This is a genomic window from Glycomyces sp. TRM65418 (assembly GCF_019710475.1).
In the GTDB taxonomy this organism is placed as follows: domain Bacteria; phylum Actinomycetota; class Actinomycetes; order Mycobacteriales; family Micromonosporaceae; genus Glycomyces.
On the sequence record NZ_JAJFAX010000001.1, the window covers coordinates 671,135 to 693,731 of the forward strand.

24 protein-coding genes and 1 pseudogene are annotated in these 22,597 nt (G+C 71.2%); 1 reads left to right on the forward strand and 24 read right to left on the reverse strand.

Annotation, left to right across the window (positions count from 1 at the left end):
• Nucleotides 1-194: 194 nt before the first annotated feature.
• The 19 genes and pseudogenes from K3N28_RS03070 to K3N28_RS03160 all read right to left on the reverse strand — a co-directional run bounded on the left by K3N28_RS03070 (nucleotide 195) and on the right by K3N28_RS03160 (nucleotide 15,536).
• Entirely contained in the window at nucleotides 195-590 is a 396-nt protein-coding gene (locus K3N28_RS03070; RefSeq protein WP_228091001.1) for a Rid family hydrolase, read from the reverse strand.
• 16 nt (nucleotides 591-606) lie between these two features.
• The gene (priA, locus tag K3N28_RS03075; protein WP_228091002.1) at nucleotides 607-1,335 is read right to left on the reverse strand and encodes a bifunctional 1-(5-phosphoribosyl)-5-((5-phosphoribosylamino)methylideneamino)imidazole-4-carboxamide isomerase/phosphoribosylanthranilate isomerase PriA; all 729 of its coding nucleotides are present in this window, start codon (nucleotides 1,333-1,335) and stop codon (nucleotides 607-609) included.
• Nucleotides 1,332-1,988 (reverse strand): imidazole glycerol phosphate synthase subunit HisH, encoded by a 657-nt coding sequence (gene hisH / locus K3N28_RS03080; RefSeq protein ID WP_228091003.1) that lies wholly within the window; start codon nucleotides 1,986-1,988, stop codon nucleotides 1,332-1,334. Before hisH ends, priA begins: the two co-directional genes overlap by 4 nt.
• 9 nt (nucleotides 1,989-1,997) lie before the next feature.
• On the reverse strand, nucleotides 1,998-2,156 hold the full coding sequence (locus K3N28_RS03085; protein WP_228091004.1) for a hypothetical protein: 159 nt from the start codon (nucleotides 2,154-2,156) through the stop codon (nucleotides 1,998-2,000).
• Nucleotides 2,153-2,761, reverse strand: a complete 609-nt coding sequence (hisB, locus tag K3N28_RS03090; RefSeq protein ID WP_228091005.1) for an imidazoleglycerol-phosphate dehydratase HisB — start codon at nucleotides 2,759-2,761, stop codon at nucleotides 2,153-2,155. The genes K3N28_RS03085 and hisB overlap by 4 nt, the downstream gene beginning before the upstream one ends.
• The gene (locus K3N28_RS03095) at nucleotides 2,758-3,912 is read right to left on the reverse strand and encodes a histidinol-phosphate transaminase (RefSeq protein WP_228091006.1); all 1,155 of its coding nucleotides are present in this window, start codon (nucleotides 3,910-3,912) and stop codon (nucleotides 2,758-2,760) included. The genes hisB and K3N28_RS03095 overlap by 4 nt, the downstream gene beginning before the upstream one ends.
• Entirely contained in the window at nucleotides 3,909-5,219 is a 1,311-nt protein-coding gene (gene hisD, locus K3N28_RS03100; RefSeq protein WP_228091007.1) for a histidinol dehydrogenase, read from the reverse strand. Before hisD ends, K3N28_RS03095 begins: the two co-directional genes overlap by 4 nt.
• Nucleotides 5,220-5,264: 45 nt before the next feature.
• Entirely contained in the window at nucleotides 5,265-6,044 is a 780-nt protein-coding gene (locus K3N28_RS03105) for a DUF2567 domain-containing protein (protein ID WP_228091008.1), read from the reverse strand.
• Nucleotides 6,045-6,117: 73 nt separating this feature from the next.
• Complete coding sequence (locus K3N28_RS03110; RefSeq protein WP_228091009.1) at nucleotides 6,118-7,215, reverse strand: chromosome partitioning ATPase; 1,098 nt, start codon at nucleotides 7,213-7,215, stop codon at nucleotides 6,118-6,120.
• Between the two features lie 274 nt (nucleotides 7,216-7,489).
• Nucleotides 7,490-8,440 carry an RluA family pseudouridine synthase gene (locus K3N28_RS03115; protein WP_228091010.1) on the reverse strand — a complete coding sequence of 317 codons (951 nt, stop codon included), beginning with the start codon at nucleotides 8,438-8,440 and terminating at the stop codon, nucleotides 7,490-7,492.
• Nucleotides 8,437-9,066 (reverse strand): signal peptidase II, encoded by a 630-nt coding sequence (lspA, locus tag K3N28_RS03120; protein ID WP_304608674.1) that lies wholly within the window; start codon nucleotides 9,064-9,066, stop codon nucleotides 8,437-8,439. Before lspA ends, K3N28_RS03115 begins: the two co-directional genes overlap by 4 nt.
• Nucleotides 9,039-9,566, reverse strand: coding sequence for a TraR/DksA C4-type zinc finger protein (locus tag K3N28_RS03125; protein ID WP_228091011.1), 528 nt, complete (start codon nucleotides 9,564-9,566; stop codon nucleotides 9,039-9,041). The genes lspA and K3N28_RS03125 overlap by 28 nt, the downstream gene beginning before the upstream one ends.
• Nucleotides 9,567-9,845: 279 nt before the next feature.
• Complete coding sequence (locus tag K3N28_RS03130; RefSeq protein ID WP_228091012.1) at nucleotides 9,846-10,469, reverse strand: hypothetical protein; 624 nt, start codon at nucleotides 10,467-10,469, stop codon at nucleotides 9,846-9,848.
• A gap of 249 nt (nucleotides 10,470-10,718) precedes the next feature.
• Nucleotides 10,719-11,666 (reverse strand): DivIVA domain-containing protein, encoded by a 948-nt coding sequence (locus K3N28_RS23230; protein ID WP_255640250.1) that lies wholly within the window; start codon nucleotides 11,664-11,666, stop codon nucleotides 10,719-10,721.
• 82 nt (nucleotides 11,667-11,748) lie between these two features.
• Nucleotides 11,749-12,042, reverse strand: a complete 294-nt coding sequence (locus K3N28_RS03140) for a YggT family protein (protein ID WP_228091013.1) — start codon at nucleotides 12,040-12,042, stop codon at nucleotides 11,749-11,751.
• Nucleotides 12,043-12,064: 22 nt separating this feature from the next.
• Nucleotides 12,065-12,664: a cell division protein SepF gene (locus K3N28_RS23315; protein ID WP_228091014.1), complete on the reverse strand. Its 600-nt coding sequence runs from the start codon at nucleotides 12,662-12,664 to the stop codon at nucleotides 12,065-12,067.
• Between the two features lie 140 nt (nucleotides 12,665-12,804).
• Nucleotides 12,805-13,512 (reverse strand): YggS family pyridoxal phosphate-dependent enzyme, encoded by a 708-nt coding sequence (locus tag K3N28_RS03150; RefSeq protein ID WP_228091015.1) that lies wholly within the window; start codon nucleotides 13,510-13,512, stop codon nucleotides 12,805-12,807.
• 266 nt (nucleotides 13,513-13,778) lie between these two features.
• Nucleotides 13,779-14,724 (reverse strand): annotated as a pseudogene (gene ftsZ / locus K3N28_RS03155) (cell division protein FtsZ); the annotation flags it as partial.
• 77 nt (nucleotides 14,725-14,801) lie between these two features.
• Nucleotides 14,802-15,536 carry a cell division protein FtsQ/DivIB gene (locus K3N28_RS03160; RefSeq protein WP_228091017.1) on the reverse strand — a complete coding sequence of 245 codons (735 nt, stop codon included), beginning with the start codon at nucleotides 15,534-15,536 and terminating at the stop codon, nucleotides 14,802-14,804.
• 100 nt (nucleotides 15,537-15,636) lie between these two features.
• Here K3N28_RS03160 and K3N28_RS03165 point away from each other — a divergent pair, with 100 nt between their 5' ends.
• Nucleotides 15,637-16,584 carry a siderophore-interacting protein gene (locus tag K3N28_RS03165; protein ID WP_228091018.1) on the forward strand — a complete coding sequence of 316 codons (948 nt, stop codon included), beginning with the start codon at nucleotides 15,637-15,639 and terminating at the stop codon, nucleotides 16,582-16,584.
• 61 nt (nucleotides 16,585-16,645) lie between these two features.
• Here the strand turns inward: K3N28_RS03165 and K3N28_RS03170 are convergent, their stop codons facing one another.
• The 5 genes from K3N28_RS03170 to murD form a co-directional block, all read right to left on the reverse strand.
• Complete coding sequence (locus K3N28_RS03170) at nucleotides 16,646-17,143, reverse strand: hypothetical protein (RefSeq protein WP_228091019.1); 498 nt, start codon at nucleotides 17,141-17,143, stop codon at nucleotides 16,646-16,648.
• A gap of 165 nt (nucleotides 17,144-17,308) precedes the next feature.
• Nucleotides 17,309-18,718, reverse strand: coding sequence for a UDP-N-acetylmuramate--L-alanine ligase (gene murC / locus K3N28_RS03175; RefSeq protein ID WP_228091020.1), 1,410 nt, complete (start codon nucleotides 18,716-18,718; stop codon nucleotides 17,309-17,311).
• Nucleotides 18,715-19,827: a glycosyltransferase gene (locus tag K3N28_RS03180; RefSeq protein ID WP_374209685.1), complete on the reverse strand. Its 1,113-nt coding sequence runs from the start codon at nucleotides 19,825-19,827 to the stop codon at nucleotides 18,715-18,717. Before K3N28_RS03180 ends, murC begins: the two co-directional genes overlap by 4 nt.
• Before the next feature lie 2 nt (nucleotides 19,828-19,829).
• On the reverse strand, nucleotides 19,830-21,194 hold the full coding sequence (gene ftsW / locus K3N28_RS03185) for a putative lipid II flippase FtsW (protein ID WP_228091022.1): 1,365 nt from the start codon (nucleotides 21,192-21,194) through the stop codon (nucleotides 19,830-19,832).
• Nucleotides 21,191-22,594, reverse strand: coding sequence for a UDP-N-acetylmuramoyl-L-alanine--D-glutamate ligase (murD, locus tag K3N28_RS03190; protein WP_228091023.1), 1,404 nt, complete (start codon nucleotides 22,592-22,594; stop codon nucleotides 21,191-21,193). The genes ftsW and murD overlap by 4 nt, the downstream gene beginning before the upstream one ends.
• Between the last annotated feature and the right edge of the window lie 3 nt (nucleotides 22,595-22,597).

A 22,597-nucleotide genomic window follows, 5' to 3' on the forward strand; every position in this document is an offset into this window, starting at 1 on the left:
TACTACTGAACGATCGTTCAGGCGCACAGGATCGCAAGCGCCTTCCGCGCGGTCTTGTGCCTCCGGGAGCGCGACCTCGGGGCCGGGGCCCGGCAGGGCCGTGTTCGGGAGCCCCGAGCCGTCGATCGGCGAAGCCGACGCTGCGTCGGCTTCGCGCGCGGTGCCGCAGGGCATCGGCGGATGCCTGCGGGCCGTCAGTCCCGCCAGGCGCGGAAGGCCTCCAACTCCACGGCCACCATCTGGCCGGGGTGGAACAGGCCGTTCACGATGACGACCGTGGCGGTCGGCTTGACGACGCCGAAGAACTCGCCGTGGACGCGGCCCACCGGGTCGGCGTGGACCGGGTCGGTGACATAGAGGCGGGAGCGCACCACGTCCGAGACTCCGGCTCCGGCGTGGACCATCGCGTCCAGCGCGGTCCGGAAGGCCTCGCGCGCCTGACCGGCGGCGTCGCCCGCCAGATGCGGCCGCGCCTCCACGTCGGCCGTGCAGGCGCTGGTCACGACCAGCGGCCCCACCGCGACGGCGCGCGAGTAGCCGTAGAGCTGCGCCCATGGCCCGGTCTCCGGTACCCGTTCGACCAACGCCATGCGCGCCTCCCCGTGGTTACAGTCCCTGCAACAGGTTCAACGCCTCAGCGACCGTGAAGTTACGCTCGTACAGCGCGGTTCCCACGATCGCGCCTTCCACGCCCATCCCCGTCAGGCCCGCCAGCGCGCGGAGGTCTGCAAGCGAGGACACCCCGCCCGAGGCGATCACGGGCTTGTCGGTGGCCTCGCAGACCGAACGCAGCAGGTCGAGGTTCGGGCCCGAGAGCATCCCGTCGCTGTTCACGTCGGTCACGACGTACCGCTCGCATCCCGCGCGCTCCAGGCGCTCGAGGGTCTCGAAGAGCTCCCCGCCCTCGCGGGTCCAGCCGCGTGCGGCGAGGCGCCCGCCCTTGACGTCGAGGCCGATGGCGACGCGGTCGCCGTATTCGCCGCAGACGCGGTCGCACCACTCGGGGTGCTCGAGCGCGGCGGTGCCGATGTTGACGCGGCGGGCCCCGGAGTCCAAGGCCCGCTTGAGGGTCTCGTCGTCGCGGATGCCGCCGGAGACCTCCACCTGCATGTCGACCTTGGACACGACCTCGGCGAGCAGCTCGTGGTTGGTGCCGCGCCCGAAGGCCGCGTCGAGGTCCACGAGGTGCAGCCATTCGGCGCCCTGGCGCTGCCATTCGAGGGCCGCTTCGAGCGGGTCCCCGTACTGCTTGCCGGAGCCCGCGACGCCCTGGACGAGTTGGACGGCCTTGCCGCCGGTGACGTCGACGGCGGGCAGAAGTTGGAGTCGGCTCATTTCAATCCCTTGATCCAGTTGGACAGCAGCGCGTACCCGGCGTCGCCGGACTTCTCGGGGTGGAACTGGGTCGCGGCCACGGAGCCGCGTTCCACGGCGGCGACGAACGGCTCGTCGTGGGAGCAGATCGCGGCCAGCGCGCCCGGCGGCACGGTCTTGGCGGCGTAGGAGTGCACGAAGTAGAAGCGCTCGGCGGGGTCGACGCCCGCGAACAGGCGCATCCCCTCGGCGGCCTCGACGGTGTTCCAGCCCATGTGCGGGATGCGCTGGGCCGCGAGGAGTTCCACGCGGCCTTCGAAGACGCCGACGCCGCGCGTGCGCACGCCGTGCTCGATGCCCTCTTCGAAGAGCACCTGCTCGCCGACGCAGATGCCGAGCACGGGCGCCTCGGCGGCGGCGCGTTCGCGGATCACGGTGTCGAGGCCGTGCTCGAGGACGCCCTCCATGCAGGCGGCGTAGGCGCCCACGCCGGGCACGACGAGGCCGTCGGCGCGGCGGGCGGCGTCGAGGTCGCCGGTGAGCGTCACGTCGCCGCCGGCGCGCTGCAGGGCGCGGAAGGCGGAGCGGAGGTTCCCCGAGCCGTAGTCGAACAGGGCCACCGTAGGTCGGCGGGAGCTCCGCTGGGCGGGGCGACGGGCGTGGGCCTGGGTCACGACGGTCTCCTACCCGTAGATCATGTAGACGCCGCCGAGGAAGGCGGCGAGCGCCACCACCGCGACGGCGATCGAGGCGGCGTACTTCTCGCTCTTGCGCAGGCTCAGGGAGCCGCCGAGGAGGATCCCGGCGACCGCCATGAGCAGGATCGGCCCGGCGTAGCTCACAGCACGCCCTTGGTCGAGGGGATGTCGGTGCCGTCGACGCGGGTGGCGTACTTCAGCGCCCGGGCGAGGGCCTTGAACTGGGCCTCGATCACGTGGTGCGCGTCGGGCTTCTGGCCCGGGTTCGCGGCGCGGAGCACGGTGACGTGCAGGCAGATCCGCGCGTGGTACGCGAAGGACTCGAGGATGTGGCGGGTCATCGAGGTCGGGTAGTCGGTGTTGATCATCGGCGCGATGTCCATCGGCTCCTCGTGGACCATGTACGGGCGGCCCGAGAGGTCCACGACGGCGCGCGCGAGCACCTCGTCGAGCGGCACGGAGGCGTCCGCGAAGCGGACGATGCCGGCCTTGTCCCCCATGGCCTCGGCGAAGGCCTGGCCCAGGGCGATCGCGGTGTCCTCCATGGTGTGGTGGGCGTCGATGTGCAGGTCGCCCTTGACGGCGATCTTGAGGTCGAAGCCGCCGTGCTTGCCGAGCTGGTGGAGCATGTGGTCGTAGAAGCCGACGCCGGTGGCGATGTCGACGACCTTCTCGGCGCCGTCGAGGTCGACGTAGACGTCGACGCTGGTCTCGCCGGTGGTGCGGACGATGTGCGCGGTGCGGCTCACGGTTGTTGCTCCTGTTGCAGTTCGGTGGCGCTGTCGAACAGTTCGGGTCGTTGCTCCATCGCGGTGTCGAACGCGTCGAGGACCGCGGTGGTCTCCTCCTCGGTCCCGGCGGTGATCCGCAGCCGGCCGGGGAGGCCGACGTCGCGGATGAGGACGCCCTGGTCGAGGATCGCGCGCCATACGGCCGCCGCGTCGCGCAGGCCGCCGACGAGCACGAAGTTCGCGTCGGAGTCGGCGACGGGCAGTCCCTTGGCGCGCAGGTTCTTCACGATGCGGTCGCGCTGGTGCTTGAGTTCGTCCACCTCGGCCTGGAGCTGCGGCGCGCAGGCGAGCGCGCCGCGGGCGGCGGCCTGGGTGATGCTCGAGAGGTGGTACGGCAGGCGGACCAGGAGCAGCTTCTCGACCAGTTCGGGGTCGGCGGCGAGGTAGCCGACGCGGGCGCCGGCGAACGCGAAGGCCTTGCTCATGGTGCGGGTGACCACGAGGCGCCGTCGGCCCTCCAGGCGGTTCAGGGCGGTCGAGCGCGGGTCGCGGGCGAACTCGGCGTAGGCCTCGTCGACGATCACGATGCCGCGGGCGGCCTCGTAGGCGGCGTCGATGACGTCGGCGTCGAGCGCGGTCCCGGTCGGGTTGTTCGGCGAGACCAGGAAGACCAGGTCGGGGTCGTGCTCGACGACGGCCTCGCGCACGTAGGCGGGGCTGAGCGTGTAGTCGGCCTCGCGCCCGGCGTCCACGAACGCGGTGCCGGTGCCGCGGGCGAGCAGCGGGTGCATCGAGTACGAGGGCATGAAGCCCAGCACGGTGCGGCCCGGTCCGCCGAAGGCCTGGAGCAGCTGCTGCAGGATCTCGTTGGAGCCGTTGGCGGCCCACACGTGGTCGGCGGTGAGGCCGTGGCCCAGATACGACGCCAGATCCGTTCGCAGCGCCACGGCGTCGCGGTCGGGGTAGCGGTTGAGGCCACGCAGCTCTCGCCCGATGAACTCGGCCACGACGGCGGCCACGTCCTCGGGGATCGCGTAGGCGTTCTCGTTGGTGTTCAGCTGGACCGGGACGTCGAGTTGCGGTGCCCCGTAAGGCGACTGGCCGCGAAGGTCGTCGCGGAGCAGGGACTCGATCTCGCTCTCCCGGCCGCGAGTGGACTCGGTGCTCATTTCGCCTCGAATCGGGCCGCGACGGCTTCGCCGTGGGAAGGGAGGTCCTCGGAGTTCGCGAACGCGACGACGTCCGCCGCGACGACTTCGAGGGCCTCGCGCGAGTAGTCGATGATGTGGACGCCGCGAAGGAACGTGTGCACGCTGAGCCCGGCCGAGTGGCGGGCGCACCCGCCGGTCGGGAGGACGTGGTTGGACCCGGCGCAGTAGTCGCCGAGGGAGACCGGCGAGTACGCGCCGACGAAGATCGCCCCCGCGTTGCGGATGCGCAGGGCCACCTCGCGGGCGTTCGCGGTCTGGATCTCCAGGTGCTCGGCAGCGTAGGCGTCCGCGACGACGACGGCCTCGTCGATCCCGGAGACGAGGATCGTTCCGGACTGCTCCCCCGCCAGGGCGGTCAGGATGCGCTCGGCGTGCCGCGTCTCGGGCGCACGGCGCTCGAGCTCGGCGTCGACGGCGTCGGCCAGCTCGGGCGAGTCGGTGATGAGCACCGAGGCGGCGGCCGGGTCGTGCTCGGCCTGGCTGATGAGGTCGACCGCGACGTGGGCCGGGTCGGCGGTCGCGTCGGCGATGACGGCGATCTCGGTGGTCCCCGCCTCGGCGTCGATGCCGACGAGGCCGCGCACGGCCCGCTTGGCGGCGGTGACGTAGATGTTCCCCGGGCCCGTGATCATGTCCACGGGCTCGCACTCCTCGGTCCCGTAGGTGAACATGCCGATGGCGGCGGGGCCGCCGACGGCGTACACCTCGTCGATGCCGAGCAGCCCGGCGACCGCGAGGATGCCCTGGTCGGGCAGGCCGCCGTTGGTCTTCTGCGCCGGGGAGGCGAGCGCGATCGAGCCGACGCCGGCGATCTGGGCCGGGACGGCGTTCATGATCACGGAGGAGGCGAGCACGGCGAGACCGCCGGGCGCGTACAGGCCGACGCGGCCCACGGGCAGGTACCGCTCGGTGACGGTGCCGCCGGGGGCGACCTCGGTGACGACCTCGGGGAGGCGCTGGGCCTCGTGAGCGAGGCGCACCCGGTCGATCGCGGTCCGGTAGGCGCGGCGCAGGTCCGGGTCGAGTTCGTCGACGGCGGTCTTGATCGCGGCGTCGGGTACGCGCAGGTGCTCCAGGCGCACGCCGTCGAAGCGCTCGACGATCTCCACGACCGCGGCGGTCCCGCGATGGGCGATGTCGTCGATGAGCGGTTGGACCGAGCGCAGGGCTTCGGTGACGTCGAAGGCCGCGCGCGGCATCAGTTCCCGCAGCGCGCGGGACTGGTAGCCGGCTACTTCTCCTGAAAGGTCGATGCGTCTGAGCACGGTCCAAGCGTAGTCACCCGCTTGTCCAGCTCAAAAGGCATACCGCTATTCGGGAGCGTCCGTTCGAAGACTGGGCCGACGTGACCAACCTGCGCAGACGGTGTAAGTGAAGGTCGCGGCGAGCGCCATGACGGCGAGGGCCCCGAGCTGGAGGAATCCGAGGGCCTCTGTGAAGTTGCCGACCTGTATGGCGCGCCACGCGGCGGCGGGGTCGAGCTCGACGAACAGCACCGACGGCGGCCGCCACATGTGCGAGCCCACGGGGGCGCGCTCCACGGCGTCCCAGAACTGCTGCCACTCGTGCGCGCCGATCTTCCAGGCCACGACCTGGCATGCGATCGAGCCGATGACCAGGCCGAGGAGGACGATCGGGCCGCGGCTGCGGCTCATGGCGCCCCAGGCGAGGGCCGCGGCGACGATGCCGAAGACCAGGCCGATCGCGGCGAAGATGAGATCGCCCTCGACGAACTGGCGGGGATAGGTCTCCACGGAGGCCCAGCCGCCGTCGAGGACCACGTACTCGACGCGGGGCGTGACGATCTGCCAGAGCATCGCGAACGGCAACCCCAGGGCGGTGAGGATCACGGCGAGGATTCCCGAGGCGAGCAGATCGCGCCCGACGGTCCGTTCGGAGCGGCCGCGGCGGCCGGAGACGTGCGAATCGTAAGTGGTGCCCCGGCGCGGCGCCACGGCCGCGCCGGACCGGTCCGCGCGGTCGTCCGGGCGGAGGTCCACGGTGCCCTCCGCGTCGTCGGCACGGAGATCGACGGTGTGATCCCCGTCCTCCGGACGGAGGTTCACGGTGCGCTCGGCGTCGTCTGTCACGCCTGGAATCCTGCCACAGCGGTGCACGCCTCCGATAGGGATGTGCACGGGCGGTCGGTGCGTACGGCGCTCGTTACAGCCCGTCGACGATCGTCGCGGCGGCCTCGAACCAGGCCGCGCGGGTCTCCGGACGCAGCGCCGAGAACTCGATCTTCGCTCCCGGCTCCAGTGACGGGTCGTACGGGACGACCGCGCAGGCGCGGGTGCGCTGCGCGAAATGCCGCTGGAGGTCGTTCAGGAGCGGCCCCGGATTCGGCGTCGGCATCGACAGCAGCGTCACCGCGTTCTTGACGAGCTCGCCGTAACCGCCCTCTTCGAGGTGGTCGAGCATCCAGTCCGCGGAGAACGCCGCGTCCTCGCGCGGCACCGTGGTGACCACGAGCCGGTCGACCGAGGAGACCACGGTGCGCCAGTTCGGCGACTCGACGTTGTTGCCGGTGTCGATGCAGACGAGGTTGTGCGTGCGGGTGAGGATGTCGAGCACCCGCAGCACGGTGGTCGGGTCGAGGCGGCGCTGCAGCTTCGGGTCCTCGTCGCCGGCGAGCACGTCGAAGGAGCCGTCGGAGGAGTGGCGCAGGAACTCGTCGAGGTGCTCGGGCAGGTGGACGCCGGCGGCCTCGACCTGGTCGAGGTGCTCCACGAGGTGGCGGATGGTGCGGCCGTGGCGGGCCGACCCGGCCCGCAGGCCGAGGGTGCCGCGCAGTTCGTTGTCGTCCCAGGCGATCACGCCGCCGCCGCGGGCGGTGCCCATCGCGGCCGCGGACAGCACCGTGGCGGTGGTCTTGTGGACGCCGCCTTTCGGGTTGATGAAGGCGATGACGCGGCTGCGGCCCAGGTCGCGGCGGAGGCGCTGGAGCGCGACCGGACTGGGCTCGGCGTACTGCGGCCGCTGCCGCGGCTGCGGCGGGAGGCCCTGCTGCACCGGCGCGCGCAGCTGCGCCGGGCTCGGCGGGGTCTGCGTGGCGACGGGAGGACGGCGGCCGGCGGTGGGCACCGAATAGTGCGCCTGGCCCGGCGGCGGCCCGACGGGCGGCGAGGGCGGATAGGACTCGCGCGGCGGAGGCGTCGGGGTCTGCTGGGCACCGCCGGCGCGGCCGCGGCCGCGACCCAGGAGCTTCTGCCACCTCGACCCGTCGGATCGGTCGTTGTTCCAAGCTTCGGGCGTGTTCATGCGCAACCTCCTCTCGGGCGGACCAATCTGCGGCTCGCGCCATCGCGACTTCCGCGAGCCATGAGCCGGACTCGGTCACCCCGAGTCGACTCGATCTTCGCCACCCCGACCGGAATCCATTACCACCCGCGACTATTAGAACACAACGATCCCTCAAGGCCCGTTGCGAATCGCGGGCCGAGACGACCCGGGGGTGAGGTGTGCGTTACGCCCGCCGCGACAGTGCCGCGGACGCTGCATCGAAGTCTAGTGGAAGTTCCAGCCTAGTGCCTTCTCAAGCGTCCGACCGCAGCCGCGCCAAGGCCGTGTCGAGGTCTTCGGGGTAATCACTCGTGAAGGTGACCGGCCGGCCCGTCGCCGGGTGCGCGAACTCGAGCCGGTACGCGTGCAGCCACTGCCTGGTCAATCCGAGCCGCTCGGCCAGGGTAGGGTCCGCGCCGTACGTCAGGTCGCCCGCGAGCGGGTGGCCGAGAGCGGCCATGTGGACTCGGATCTGGTGGGTCCGGCCGGTCTCCAGGCCGATGTCCAAGAGGGACGCGCCCGGGAAGACCTCGATCGTGTCGTAGTGGGTGACGCTGGGCTTGCCGTCGGCCACGACCGCCCACTTGTAGTCGTGGCGCGGATGCCGCCCGATCGGCGCGTCCACCGTCCCCGACAGCGGGTCGGGGTGCCCCTGCGCCACGGCCCGGTACCGCTTCGCGACCCGGCGCTCCTTGAAGGCGCGCTTGAGCTCCGAATAGGCGGACTCGCTCTTGGCGACCACCATCAGGCCCGAGGTGCCCACGTCCAGGCGGTGCACGATGCCCTGGCGCTCGTCCGGGCCGTGGCTGGAGACCCGGTACCCGGCGGCGGCGAGCCCGCCGGTGACGGTGGGGCCCGACCAGCCCGGGCTCGGGTGCGCGGCCACGCCCACGGGCTTGGACACCACCACGATGTCGTCGTCGTCGAAGACCACGTCGAGGCCCTCGACCGGCTCGGCGGCCTGGACGCGCACGTCCTCCGGCGGCGGCGGGAGCACCACTTCGAGCCAGGCGCCGGCGGTCACCCGCTCGGACTTGGTGGCGCACGGGGCGCCGTCGACGAGCACCTCCCCCGCCGCGACCAGCTCGGCGGCCACGGTGCGGGACAGGCCCAGCAGGCGCGAGACGACCTGGTCGATGCGCTGTCCCTCGAAGCCCTCGGGGATCGGCAGCGAGCGGGTCTGCCGCGCGGCGAGATCGCTCATGCCGCGACCTCCTTCGCGCTGCTCTTGCGGGATTCGGGCGAGAAGCCGTGGCCCGTCAGCTCCAGCAGCACGATGAGCACCACGCCGCAGCACAGCGCCGAGTCGGCGATGTTGAAGATCGGGAAGACCTCCGCGTACGGCGCGAAGACGCTGATGAAGTCCACGACGTGGCCGTGCGCGAACCCCGGCTCGCGGAAGTACCGGTCGATGAGGTTCCCGGCCGCGCCGCCGAGCACCAGCCCGATCGCGATCGACCAGGCCGGATAGACGATCCTGCGCGAGAGGACGATCAGGAAGACCACCACCGCCGAGGCGATGACCGTGAAGATCCACGTGTAGTCCGCGCCGAGGCTGAAGGCCGCGCCCGAGTTCCAGGTGAGGCTCAGGTAGACGAGTCCCCCGAGGATCCGCACCGGCTCCCGCGGGTCCAGGTTCGCCTCGGCCAAGGCCTTGGTCCACTGGTCCAGGCCGACCGCGAACGCCGCGATCGCCAGTGCCGCGATCATGAGGCCGGGCCGGCGCTGGGGCCGGTCGGGTGTCTCAGGGGCGGTCTCGTCGGTGCCCGATCCGTCGGCGGTCTCGGGGTGCGTGTCCTCGCTCAGCGTCGCTCCTCCAGCTGTTTGCAACTGACGCAGAGGGTAGCCGACGGGAACGCGGCCAACCGCGCCGCCGGGATCGCTTTACCGCACTTCTCACAGAATCCGTACCCGCCCTCGTCGAGGCGCTCGAGCGCGTGGCTGACCTGGCGGATGCGCTCGGAGATCGCTCCCGCCACGGCGACCTCGTGCTCGTGCTCGACGGTCTTGGAACCGGAGTCGATCTGGTCGTCCCCGGCGGTGTCGCTCAGCCGCTCGCGCTGGGCGAGCGCGATCGAGTCGGTGTAACGCTGCTGCTCGTCGATCAGCTCGTCGAGCCGCTCCTTCAGGGCGGCGCGCAGCTCGGCCTGCTCGGTTTCGGTGCGCAACTGCTGGACCTCGGTCTCCTCGGCGACGGCCGGTTCGGGCTTCGCGGCCTTCACCGCCTTCTTGGCGGCCGGTTTCACTCCGCTCTCGGACGCCGGCTTCGCGGTCTTCTTCGCCGCCGCCTTCTTCGCGGCCTGCTTCTGGGTCTTCTTCGCTGGACTCATGACGCGCCTCTGGAGGGGGTCGGCTCGGGTTCCGGTGGCGTCGGAGCACGGCGAGACCGCGGCTGCGGCCCGCTTCGGGTGTTCGGCATCGCGGCTCCCGGAATCGCATTCTCCTGACGGCCTCGTCGGAACGAGGACATTGCGCGACGGGGCCCGCTCAGGCGGGCACCAGCCGCGCAATTAAGCACACAGGATACGCAACACCTGCAATGAGGTCAATTACTTCGGGAACTTGCGTCCGAACTGGGCGTCATCTCCTCGGAGGGGCGAGGGTCGCGGTCATCGCCCGCCGACGGGCGCCATGAGCAGCCGCGACACCGGCTCGCAGAGGGCGCAGGGCGTGAAACCCAGTTCGAGGGCCTCGGCCACCGGCAGCGGCTCGTGCTCGCGTCCGGACAGGTGGGCGCACGCCGTGTGGTGGAAGCGGGGGCGGCCGTCGACGACGACGACCTCGGCGTCCAGGCGCATCAGGGCCGCGGCCTCGACGCGGGTCATGCGCTGCTCGGCCGGCTCGTCGGACGTCGGATCCGGGGCGCGGTGGCCGGCGCGGCTCCCCGCACGGGTCTGGCGCGGCGGGACGTCCTCGAACCTGATCTCCGGATCGCGGTCGACCGCATAGTCCGTGGGCTCGAAGACCTTGCCTTCGAGGAGGGGCAGTTCGGTGGTCGGGGTGTCGTCGAGCCCGATCCGGCGGAACTGCTGGGTGTCGTCGTCGGAGCGGGTCTGCCGCGGGACGACGCGCGGGCGCTTGGCGCCTCGGCCCCGGATCCCTGCGTACAGCGCGACCCCGGCTGCGAGGCTCGCCGCCATGGACGAGACCAGCAAGTGGTCGTTCCCGGTGATCATGCCGGTGAGCAGCAAGACCGCCGCGATGACGAGGATCAGCAGGCTGCTGACGATCACGTCGAGTCCTCCCCTGCGCGAGGTGCGGGGCCCTCGCGCGGTCCTTCGCGGTCCTCGTCGAGGACCGCGGCATCGTTAACGCATGGTGCGGCGGTGAGGGCAGCGGCAGAACCGGTGCCCTCACCCGCTCACCTTGCTTAACGAGGCGATCCCCGTTCAGGTTATGGCTCGGGAGGGGACTGATATGACTGTCTCCCAAGCCGTACCGTGGCCGGGCCCATGCCCGGCCGGTCCGGGGAGCGGCAGGGGCTAGCCTCGGCCGCCCTGCATCACGAACGCCGATCGCGTGCCCGTGCGCTCGTTCGCCTGCTGCTGCTCGACCTCCTCGAAGGTCTCCTCGTCAGTGCGGCTCTGCTGACCGTTGAGATCGCGTAGTTGGCTCTCGAGGTAGAGCTTCAGCCGGGTCCGGTACTCGCGCTCGAAGGTCTTCAGTTCCTCGATGTTGCGCAGCAGCGAGGAGCGGGACTCCTCGAGCTGGCCGATGACCTTCTGACGCTCCTGCTCGGCTTCCATCTCCATGCGCTCGGCCTTGTCGCGGGCCTGGCCCACCAGGTCCTCGGCGGCGGTGCGGGCCTCGGTGACCATCGTCTCGGCCTCGCGCTGGGCGTCGGTGAGCATGGTCTTCGACTCGCGCTGCGCCTGCGAGACCATGGTCTGCGACTCGCGCTGGGCCTCGGACACCATCGACTGGGCCTCGCGCTGCGCCTCGCCGAGCAGGGTGTCGGCCTCCCGGCGGGAGTCCTCCAGGTGCTCGTCGGCGGTGCGCTGGGCGACCATGAGGAGGCGCAGGGCCTCCTGCTCGCCGCCGGCGGCGGGGGCGGACGCGTCCTGCTGCGGTCCGCGCTGCGCCAGCTCCTGCTGGAGTTGCTGCGCCTGCTGCTGAGCGGCGACCATCTGCTGGTGCATCTCGTGCAGCTCGGCGTCGAGCTCCTGGAGCTGCTGCTCCATGGCGTGCTTCTCACGCTGCACCCGGTCGAGTGCGGCGGCCATCTCGGCGTGGTCGGCGGCTCCGGGGGGAGCACCGGCGCGGAGGCTTTCGAGCTGAGCCCGAAGCTCGCCGTTCTCGTCGCTGAGGCGGGCGAGTTCTCGCTCGACCTCATCGAGGAAACCGTCGACCTCGTCCTCGTCGTATCCGCGCTTTCCGAGCATGGGTTTCTTGAACGTGACGTTGTGAACGTCTGCTGGGGTCAGCGGCATTCGAAACTCCTTCTCAGCTGTTCGCCTGGCGCACAAGGCCGCTCAACACGATAGCCGTGTCTCGCACCCCCGCCCCGAGCTGCTAGGAGATCTGTCTCCCGATGATGAAGTCCATCAGGATCCAGACGATCAGGAGCAGCGCCAGGAACGCCAGATCAATCGATACAGTACCAAGCCTGAGAGGGGGAATCACCTTCCTCAGCCCCTTCAGGGGAGGGTCGGTCACGCTGTAGACCGTCTCCAGGAGCGCCGCGGCCCTCGGGCCGGGCTCCCAGCGGCGGGAGAACTGCACCACGACGCTGGACACCAGGCGGGCGAGCAGGAACAGGTAGAAAGCGAAGAGCGCCAGATAGATCAGCTGCAGTGCCAGGTTCACGGTTCGCAGTGTATCCCTCAGGTCAGGACTGGTTGAAGAACCCGCCCTCGGCGATCTTGGCCTTGTCCTCGGCGGTCACCTGAACGTGCGGCGGCGAGAGCAAGAACACGCGATTGGTCACCCGCTCGAACGAGCCGCGGGTTCCGAAGATCAGCCCCGCGGCGAAGTCGACCAGTCGCTTGGCGTCGGCCTCCTCCATCTCCGAGAGGTTCATGATCACCGGCGTGCCGTCGCGGTAGCGCTCGCCGATGGTGCGCGCCTCGTTGTACGTGGTCGGGTGGAGGGTGGTGATCCGGTAGTTCGCGGGGGACTCCTCCTCGGCCGGGACCGGGCGCACGGGGGCCGGGTCGGCCAGGGCGAGGTTGTCGCGCGTGAGGCTGTCCCGCGTCGCGTGCTCGCGGGAGAGGGGGGTGACCGAACCGGAGCCGCGGTTCAGCTGGCGGACCGGACTGCGGTCCTCGGCGGCGCGGCCGACTCGGCCGGTGGTGCGCTGCGCGCCCCGCACCCGCGGGGGCGTCTGCTCCTCGGCGAACTCGTCGTTCTCTTCGTAACCGTTGTAGCCGCGATCGTCCTCGTCCTCGATGAGGCCGAGCCACACGCCTGCCTTCCGCATCGCGCCCATCGATCGTGCTCCCTCCTCGGGCCGCCCCTGGTGAGTCAGGTACGCGGTCTCATCCTAGCGCCGACTCCTTACACGGATGTGTTTTTGCCCGACTCAACCACTGCCGCCGCGCCCGTTGTCCGCCACTTCCGCCCCATACCTTACGCCATCGGTTCACGTTCGCCGAGCACGTTTCTGCCGAGTCTGACCATTGTGGCCCCAGCGGCGATCGCCGCCGCGAAGTCTCCGCTCATGCCCGCGGAGACCTCGGCCGCGGCGGGGTCGACGCTGCGGACCTTTTCGGCGCACTCGGCAAGCAGCGCAAACGCTTTTCCGGGCTCCCAGCCGAGCGGGGCGACCGCCATGACGCCCTTGAGGACCAGCGAGGGCGCGGCGGCGATCCGCTCGGCGAGCGCTTCGACCTCCGCGACGGGCGTCCCGCCGCGCGAGACGTCGCCGTCGAGACTCACCTGGACGAGCGCGTTCAGCCTGCGGCCGTGCGCGGTCGCCGCGGCGTCCAGCGCGTCGGCGAGGGGGACCCGGTCGACCGAGTGGACCCAGTGGGCGTAGGAGGCGACGGAGCGGGCCTTGTTGCGCTGGAGCCGGCCTACGAAGTGCCACACCGGTTCACGGCCCTGCGCGGCGAGTTCGGCGGCCTTCGGCGCGGCCTCCTGGTCGCGGTTCTCGCCCAGATCGGCCTGTCCGAGGTCGACCAGTGCGGCGGCGTCGGCGGCCGGGAAGGTCTTGGTGACGGCGATGAGGCGGACCGAGTCGGAGGCGCGGCCGGCGTCGGAGCTGGCGGCCACGATGGCCTCGCGCGTCCGGTTCAGGTTGTCCTGCAACTGGTCTCGGCGCGATCGGGTGGTCAAGAGTGCGGTCCTCGGCGATCGGGGTCGGTCGTGCGGGTGCGCGGTCGGCGTCGGCGGTCCGTCGAGACGGTCGTGCGCGGTCTCGACGGTCCGCCGCCGCTAGAAGCCGTCTTTGAGGAAGGCGGGGACGTCGACGTCGTCGAAGAGGACCTTGCCGCCGCCCGTCTCGCGCTCGGGTTCGGGCTTGGCCTCGCGGACCGGCTCGGGCCGCTGCTCGGGCAGGGCCGAGATCCGGGTCGGCTGCGCCAGCTCGAAGTCGGCGGTGTCCTCGGTGTCGAACCCGGCGGCGATCACGGTCACGCGGGCCTCTTCGCCGAGGGCGTCGTCGATGACCGCGCCGAAGATGATGTTCGCGTCGGTGTGCGCGCAGTCGGAGACGAGCTCGGCCGCGTCGTTGATCTCGAACAGGCCGAGGTCCGAACCGCCGGCGATGGACAGGAGCACGCCGCGCGCGCCCTCCATGCTCTGCTCCAGCAGGGGCGACTCGATCGCGGCGCGGGCCGCCTCGACGGCGCGGTTCTCGCCGCGGGCCGAGCCGATGCCCATGAGCGCCGAACCCGCTCCGCTCATGACGCTCTTGACGTCCGCGAAGTCGAGGTTGATGAGGCCCGGCGTGGTGATCAGGTCGGTTATGCCCTGGACACCGGAGAGCAGCACCTGGTCGGCGAGGCGGAAGGCGTCCATCATGGAGATGGAGCGGTCGCCGAGGTGGAGGAGCCGGTCGTTCGGGATGACGATCAGCGTGTCGCACTCGTTGCGCAGATCCTCTATTCCCGACACGGCCTGGGTCTGGCGGCGCTTGCCCTCGAAGGCGAACGGCCGGGTGACCACGCCGATCGTGAGCGCGCCGAGCTTGCGGGCGATGTTCGCGATGACGGGCGCGCCGCCGGTGCCGGTGCCGCCCCCTTCACCGCAGGTCACGAACACCATGTCCGCTCCCTTGAGGACTTCCTCGATCTCGTCGCGGTGGTCCTCGCACGCCTTGGCGCCGACCTCGGGGTTGGCCCCCGCGCCGAGACCGCGCGTCAGTTCGCGGCCGACGTCGAGCTTGACGTCGGCGTCGCTCATGAGGAGCGCCTGGGCGTCGGTGTTGATGGCGATGAACTCGACGCCCTTGAGCCCCGCCTCGATCATCCGGTTGACAGCATTGACCCCGCCGCCTCCGACTCCAACGACTTTGATGACGGCGAGGTAGTTGTGCGGTGGTGTCATCGCTGCTGCCTTCCTTCCCTTACCGGCCCCTGGGTGCGACAAACGGGATGTGCGTGCACACCCGCTTCCCCTTAACGCTAACTCACAGTGGGGGCATCTGGTGCGCTGACATCGACATGTTCGTAGCCGCTCGCCAACAATCGATCGGCGACCTCGGCTTTCTGCTCGCTTTCAGAGCCGTCCCCCCACCGCAGCGTCCGTCCGCCTTCGAGATGCAGGGTGACGCCCGCCGGAGACGGGGACTCGACGTGTTCGACCTCGTTCGCGAGGTCGGACGGGAGTGACTGCAGTACCGCGAGGGTCTCGATCGTCGCGAGGTCGTCCGGCCCCGGCTCCTCGAGCTCGACCCTCCAAATTGATCCTGGAGGGTCGGCGGTCTCATCGAATACCACACCTTCGGAATCGACCATGAGAAAAGTCTCGTCCCCGGAGGGAACCGCCATATAGGGATCGCGTTCGGTGACGGCGACGCTCACCGCGTCCGGCCAGTCGCGGGCGACGTCGACGGACTTCACCGGCGCGAGCGCGGCGACCGCGTTCGCGATCGCGTCCAGGTCGGCGCCGAGCACCGAGCGGCCGACGGCCTCCTCGCCGAGCGCGGCGACCTCCGCGGGGTCGAGCACCGAGGTCCCGGTGACCTCGATCCGCTTCACCTCGAACAGGGGCGTGGTCCACACGATCACGAAGGCCAGGACGAGGAAGGCGAGGACGGCCGCCCCGAGGAGCCGCAGCCGCCGATTGGGCATCCGGCGGCGCACCACGTGGACGAGCCGCCACGGCCCGGCTTCGGATGTGCTCTCTGCCCCGCGCATGGCTCGATGATTCCACGTCCCGGCCACCCGACGGTGGCGGCACGCCAAAGCCGTCATATAAGGTTAGGCAATCCTTATCGTCGAACAGCAGGAGTGCCGCGTGGCCGCGCAGACCGAGGAACAGACCGAGCACACCGTCCGCCCGTTCGACCTCTTCCAGGTCACAGTGAAAGCGCTGCAACGCTTGAGCCCGTCCTTCATCCGCGTCACCTTCGAGGGCGACGACCTCGGGCACTTCGCCGACAACGGCTACGACCAGCGCTTCAAGCTGATCTTCCCGGCACCCGCGTGCGGCTTCGACAAGATGCCCACCAGCGAGCGGTGGTACTCCGAGCTGCGCGCGCTGCCCGAAGCGGAGCAGTGCGGGGTGCGCACGTACACCGTGCGGGCCGTCCGCCGCCACCTCGGCGAGGTCGACGTCGACATGGTGGTCCACGAGGCGCACAGCGAGGACGAGTGCGGCCCGGCGCTGCGCTGGCTCCGCGAGGCCGCCGTGGGCGACCGGATCCTGCTGCTCGGCCCCGACGCGCGATGGGAGGGGGCCCACGGGGGCATCGACTTCCACGCGCCCGAGGGCGCCGAGATCCTCATCGCCGGGGACGAGACCGCGGCGCCGGCGATCGCCGCGATCCTGGAGGACCTGCCGATCACCGCCCGCGGCAAGGCCTTCATCGAGGTCCCCGAGGCGGCCGACGTCCTGGAGCTGGACGCCCCCGTGGACGTCGAGGTCGTGTGGCTCCCGCGCGAAGGGGCGGCATGGGGCGACAAGCTCGTCCCGGCCGTGGCCGAGGCGGCCCGCGCGATGGACTTCGCGAAGCAGGACGACCGGGCCGCCGGAGCCGCCGGGCTCGATGAAGTCGACCCCGTCGAGGACGAGATGATCTGGGAGGCCCCGGAGGCGGTCGCCGCCGCCGACGCCTACGTCTGGATCGCCGCCGAGACCGGCGTGGTCAAGGCCCTCCGCTTCACCATCCGCAAAGAGCTCGGCCTCCCGAAGGAGTCGGGCGCCTTCATGGGCTACTGGCGCAACGGCAAGGCCTGGGACTAGACCGGAGGAGCCCTGCCCGTAGGCCCGCGTCCCCGAGCCGGGGAACGCGGGCCGATCGCGTTCAGACGCACCGGTCCCGGCCGACTTCAAGGAACTCGTCCACCGGTGCGATCCGTTCCTCTCCGTCGAAGAAGCGGACTTCGCCGCCGCCGATCGCGGCGAGGTCGCCGAGGGTGAACTCGACGGCGCCGAGCGTCGCGTCCGGGGCGGGCCAGGCTCGCACGTTGTAGGTTCTCCCCTCCTCGAACCCGTCGCCGGGGGCGACCACGGTCCACCGGGGATCGGGATCGACGAGCGAGACGGACGCCGGGTCGTCGGACCGCGGTCGAGGGTTCTCCAACCACAGGCCCTCGGTCCACTCGACCGGCTCGTCGCCGTCCGTCGTCGGTGCCGATTCGACCCGGATCGTCTCAGCGGGGCCCTCGCAGGAGAACATCGCCAGCACCGGGTCGCCGGAGCGGTCCACGCCCACCCCGACGAGACCGACCTGCACCGGGCTGCAGCCGCTCAGCGTGAACGCGGACATGATCGCGGCCAGGGCGAGGAGGAGTGGGCGCATGGCTCCAGTGGATCCCGGTCGGGGGCTCGCCGGCAACAGGCGAGCACGAGTCGATGCCGCGGCGCATCCGAACGGTTGCCGAGCGGGCGGCGCGGGACGCCCGGAGGCGTCGCCGGTCCGGCAGGCGGGATCGCCGCATCGAGTTGCGGAGCGGGCCCGCTCCGGTCAGCGCAGGAGGTCGTCGGGCATGAGGGAGACCGGCGGGGCGCCCATCGTCACGACGACGTCGCCTTCGGCCGCGAGGGCCCGCACCGCGGCGGGCACGTCGTTCCATTCGGGGACGAAGACCTTGTCCGCCTCGGGGAGGGCGATCGCCTCGTGCAGGGCGGCGCCGCCTTCGCCTTCGGGGATCGTCTCGCCGGGGCCGAAGATCTCCATGACGACGACCTTGTCCGCGAGCGCGAGCGCCTCGGCGATGTCATCGCGCATCTCGACGGTGCGGTAGACGCGGTAGGGCTGGAAGACCACGACGAGCCTGCCCGGAGCGGCGACCTCCCGGAGGGTCTTGATGGCCTCGGTCATGGCGGTCGGGTGGTAGGCGTACTCGTCGAAGACCGCGTAGCCGTTCGTTTCGCCGCGCTTTTCGAAGCGCCGCTTGACGCCGCCGAACGACGCGATGCCCTCGATCAGGGCCTCGGGTTCGAGGCCGACGTAAAGGCCGACGGCGATCGCCGCGGCCGAGTTGAGGGCGATGTGCCTGCCGGGCATCGGCAGGTGGAAGCGGCCGATGAGCTGGTTGTGGGCGAGGACGGTGTAGTCGACGCCGTCCTTGTGCGACTCGACCTCGCCGAGCTGGACGTCGGCGCCGTCGGCGAAGCCGTAGGTGGCCACGGTGCGGCCCTCGGCGCGGAGCTTCGCGGCGAGGCCGGCCGTGCCGTGGTTGTCGGCGCAGAGGACGAGCAGGCCGTCCTTGTCGGTGTTGCGGCAGAAGCGCTCGAACGCCTCGGTGAGGGCGTCCATGTCGCCGTAGTTGTTCAGGTGGTCGACGTCGATGTTGGTGACGATCCCGATCTCGGGCCGGTACCGCAGGAACGAGCGGTCGGACTCGTCGGCTTCGGCCACGAAGAGGTCGCCCGCGCCGTGGGCGCCGGAGTGGGCGCCGATGATCTCGCCGCCGTTCACATAGGACGGTTCGAGTCCGGCGTGCTCGAGCATCTGGGTGACGATCGCGGTCGTGGTGGTCTTGCCGTGGGTGCCGGTGACGACGATGGAGCGGCGGCCGGTCATGGCCGCCGCGAGCGCCTCGGAGCGGTGGTAGACGCGGATGCCGCGCTTGCGGGCCTCGACCACTTCCAGGTGCCGGTCGTTGATGGCGGTGGAGCGGACCACCGTGTCGATCCCGTCCAGGTTGGACTCGGCGTGCTCGCGGTGGAGGGTGACGCCGAGGCGTTCGAGCTCGGGGAGGGTCGGCCAGTCCTTGGTCTCGGAACCGGTGACGTCGAGGCCGCGGGTGGCGTAGAGGCGGGTGAGGCCGTTCATGCCGACGCCGCCGACGCCGATGAACAGGGTGCGGCCGAGGTCCTCGGCGGTGATCCCCTCGTCGATCGGGCTGCTCAGGTCGTTGGGATCGGTCATGCCTGCTCGACCACCTTCAGTGTGTAGTTGCGAAGGGCCTCGTCGCCGGTGCGCGAGCCGAAGGCGGCCGCGGCCTGGGACATCTGGGCGACGCGGCCCCGGTCGGTGATGACCGGGATGAGGTGCTCGGCGATCCAGCCGGGACTGAGGTTCTCGTCGTCGCAGAACATCGCGCCGCCGGCCTGCACGACGGGACCGGCGTTGCGGTACTGCTCCTTGTTGCCCCACGGCATGGGGACGAACACGGTGGGGATGCCGAGCGCGCTGACCTCCGCGACGGTCATGGAGCCGCCGCGGGCGAGCACCATGTCGGCCGCGGCGTAGCCGAGGTCCATGCGGTCGAGGTAGGGCAGGGTCCGGTAGGGCACCGGGAGGCCCTCGGGGATGTGGATCGGCTCGTCGCGGCGCGCGCCGGTGATGTGGAGGACCTGGACGCCGCGCTGCGCGAGCATCTGGGCCGCCCCGGAGACGGCGTTGTTGATCGAGGCCGCGCCCTGGGAGCCGCCGTAGACGAACAGGACGGGGCGGCGCGGGTCGAGCCCGAAGTACTGGCAGGCCTGGGCGCGCATGGCGCCCCGGTCGAGGTGGGCGATCGCGGGACGCAGCGGCACGCCGGTGACGGTGCCCTGGGCGAGGATCGGCGAGGCCTGCGGCAGATGCGGGAAGCCCAGGGCGAGGTTGTCGCTGAACTTGAGGGCCATCTTGTTGGCGACGCCGGGCGGGTCGTTGAACTCGAAGATGACCATGGGGGTCTTGCGCCGCCACGCCGCGAGGTAGGCGGGCACGGCCACGTAGCCGCCGAAGCCGACCACGACGTCGGCCTGCACCTCGTCCATGATGTCGCGGGTGGCCTTCATGGCCTTGAGCATCCGCGGCGCGGTGAGCAGCAGGTCGATGTTGACCTTGCGCGGCAGCTGGTGGGCCGGGACGTTGCGCAGGTCGTAGCCGGCCTTCGGGATGAGGTCGTTCTCCAGGCCCTTCTCGGTGCCGAGGCAGGTGACGCGGACGTGCGGGTCGTGGCGGCGCAGGCAGTCGGCGTAGGCCAGGAGCGGGTAGATGTGGCCGCCGGTGCCGCCTCCGGCGAGGACGACCGATCGAAGCTGAGGCAACGTCATGTCTTTCTGGTCGTAGGACGGGACTTGGGGACTTCGGAGTCGGACTCCGCGTGTAAATCAGCGGGAGCGCTGCTCCCTCCGGTTCGGGGAGAGGCGACGCTCGCGTCGCCGGAGGGTGGGGCGACGGGTGAGGGCGCGGGCGGCAGGGGGGCCCAGAGCAAGCGTACGAGACGCGAGGGGTTGCGGGCCCGCAGCGCCTGGGCGGCGTCGGGTTCGGCACGCGCGAACCCGGCGAGCATCCCGATCGCGGCGAGCACCACGACGAGCGCGGTGCCGCCGTCGGAGATGAACGGCAGCGGGACCCCGGTCATCGGGATGAGCCCGAGGACGCCGCCGATGTTGATGAAGGCCTGGCCCGCGAGCCAGATGGTGACGCCCGCGGCCACGAGCGACCGGAACGGGTCGTCGGAGCGGCGCGCGATGCGGAAGCCGGTGTAGACGAGCACGCCGAAGAGCGCGAGGATCACCAGGCAGCCGACGACGCCGAGCTCCTCGGCGATGAGCGCGAAGATGAAGTCGTTGTGGCCGTTGGGAAGCCATTCCCACTTCTGGCGGCTCTCGCCGAGGCCCAGGCCGAACCAGCCGCCGTCGGCGATCGCGTAGTAGCCCTGGATGGCCTGGTAGCCCCAGGTGTCGGCGTAGTCCTCGGGGCGCGAGAAGGAGATGATGCGCTCCATCCGGTAGCCCTCGAACGCGATGAGCAGCGCCGAGCCGGTCATGGCGGTGCCGAGCAGGACGGCGAGGATGCGCAGCGGCACGCCCGAGGCCCACAGGAGGCCGATGAACATCGCCACGATGATGAGCATGGTGCCGAGGTCGGCGTAGCCGATGACGATCATCAGGAGCCCGGCGATCGGGAACATCGGGATCGCGAGGTCCCGCCAGGAGGCGATGCGGGGGCCCAGTCGCACGAGCGAGTCGGCGGCCCACAGCAGCAGCGCGAACTTGGCGATCTCGGCGGGCTGGAACTGGACCGGTCCGAGGTGGATCCACAGCTGGTCGGAGGCGATGCCCGACGAGTCGTTCGGGTCCTGCTGGGACTCGCGGATCGACATGACGACCAGGATCAGGCCGAGGATCATCGAGACGACCAGAAGCGGCCGGGACACGGCCCGGTAGGTGCGCGAGGGGAGGCGCTGCGCGATCCAGAAGCAGACGAGGCCCACGACCGCCCAGATGGCCTGCTGGAGGATGATCGTGGTGGCCGAGCCGGTGGCCCGGTAGGACTCGACCATGGTGGCCGAGAAGACCATCACGAGCCCGATGGTGAGCAGCAGCGCCGAGGAGGAGAGCAGCAGGTAGTACGAGGCGAGCGGCCGGTCGAGCAGACCGCGCAGCAAGTCGGTGAACCCGCTCCTCACTCGGCCTCACCCTCGATCAGGGCGCGCGCGGCGGCGGCGAACGCGTCGCCGCGGTGGGCGTAGGAGGCGAACATGTCGTAGGAGGCCGCGGCCGGGGACAGGAGCACCGTGTCCCCCGGCTGCGCGAAGCCCGCGGCACGGGCGGCGACGTCGGTCATGACCGCATCGTCGCGTCCCTCGAGGGCGACGACCGGGAGGTCGGGCGCGTGTCGCGCCAGTGCCTCCGCGATGAGCGCCCGGTCCTGCCCGATGAGGATCGCGGCGCGGAGCTTCGGGGCGTACTGCGCGACGAGCCCCTCGACGTCGACGCCTTTGAGCTGGCCGCCGGCGACCCACACGATGGAGTCGTACGCGGCGAGCGCGGCGGCCGCGGCGTGCGGGTTGGTGGCCTTGGAGTCGTCGACCCAGGCGACGCCGCCGGCGTCGGCGACGGTGACGTTGCGGTGGGGTTCGGGCACGTAGCCGCGGAGGGCCTCCCCGATCGCGCGGTGGGCGACGCCGGCCCGGCCGGCGAGCGCGGCGGCGGCGAGGGCGTTGGCGACGTTGTGCCACCCGGCGGGGCGCACGTCGTCGACCGAGCAGATCTGCACCGGTTCGGGACCGGTGCAGTCGACGAGGTAGCCCAGGGCCACGCCGAACTGTCCCTGCTCGGGCTGGTTGAGGGTGAACCCGGTGACGTCGGCGTCGGTGCGCTTGCCGAGGGCGACCACGGCCGGGTCGTCGAGGTTGACGACGGCGGTGCCGCCGCGCCAGACGGCGGCCTTGGCCTCGGCGTAGGCGTCGAAGCTCCCGTGCCAGTCGAGGTGGTCGGGCGCGAGGTTGAGCACGGCCCCGGCGGTGGGGGCCAGCCGCGAGGACCAGTGGAGCTGGTAGCTGGAGAGCTCGACGGCGATGACGTCGTAGGGCCCGTTCGCGGCGTGCACGAGCGGGACGCCGATGTTGCCGAGGGCGGCGGTGCGCAGCCCCGCCCGGGCGAGCATCGCGGCGAGCATCGTGGTGGTCGTGGTCTTGCCGTTGGTGCCGGTGACGGCGAGCCAGCGCGCGGCCCCCGGTTCGCGGAGCCGCCAGGCGAGTTCGGGTTCGGAGTAGGTCTCGATGCCGGCGTCGCGGGCGGCGGCGGCGATCGGGTGGTGCGGCGGGAAGCCCGGGGAGAGGACCACCTGCTGGACGCCGTCGAGGAGCGCGGGGTCGAACCGGTCGGCGACGACGCAGTGGGCGCCGCGTTCGGCGAGCGCCCGCATCCGCTCGGAGTCCTCGCGGTCGTAGACGCGGACGGTGCGGCCCAGGTCGAGGAGGACCTCGGCGCACGCGGCGCCGGCGACGCGGGCTCCGGCCACGAGCAGGCGGTCGGCGACGGCTCGCCCGTCGCCCCCCGCCGCGGGAGTGAACGCGGTACTCATCGG

Coding starts and splice junctions, on each gene's coding strand:
- K3N28_RS03070 (WP_228091001.1), bottom strand. CDS start 590: ATGGCGTTGGTCGAACGGGTACCGGAGACCGGGCCATGGGCGCAGCTC.
- priA (WP_228091002.1), bottom strand. CDS start 1,335: ATGAGCCGACTCCAACTTCTGCCCGCCGTCGACGTCACCGGCGGCAAG.
- K3N28_RS03095 (WP_228091006.1), bottom strand. CDS start 3,912: ATGAGCACCGAGTCCACTCGCGGCCGGGAGAGCGAGATCGAGTCCCTG.
- K3N28_RS03110 (WP_228091009.1), bottom strand. CDS start 7,215: ATGAACACGCCCGAAGCTTGGAACAACGACCGATCCGACGGGTCGAGG.
- K3N28_RS03115 (WP_228091010.1), bottom strand. CDS start 8,440: ATGAGCGATCTCGCCGCGCGGCAGACCCGCTCGCTGCCGATCCCCGAG.
- K3N28_RS03125 (WP_228091011.1), bottom strand. CDS start 9,566: ATGAGTCCAGCGAAGAAGACCCAGAAGCAGGCCGCGAAGAAGGCGGCG.
- K3N28_RS23230 (WP_255640250.1), bottom strand. CDS start 11,666: ATGCCGCTGACCCCAGCAGACGTTCACAACGTCACGTTCAAGAAACCC.
- K3N28_RS23315 (WP_228091014.1), bottom strand. CDS start 12,664: ATGGGCGCGATGCGGAAGGCAGGCGTGTGGCTCGGCCTCATCGAGGAC.
- K3N28_RS03160 (WP_228091017.1), bottom strand. CDS start 15,536: ATGCGCGGGGCAGAGAGCACATCCGAAGCCGGGCCGTGGCGGCTCGTC.
- K3N28_RS03170 (WP_228091019.1), bottom strand. CDS start 17,143: ATGCGCCCACTCCTCCTCGCCCTGGCCGCGATCATGTCCGCGTTCACG.
- murC (WP_228091020.1), bottom strand. CDS start 18,718: ATGACCGATCCCAACGACCTGAGCAGCCCGATCGACGAGGGGATCACC.
- murD (WP_228091023.1), bottom strand. CDS start 22,594: ATGAGTACCGCGTTCACTCCCGCGGCGGGGGGCGACGGGCGAGCCGTC.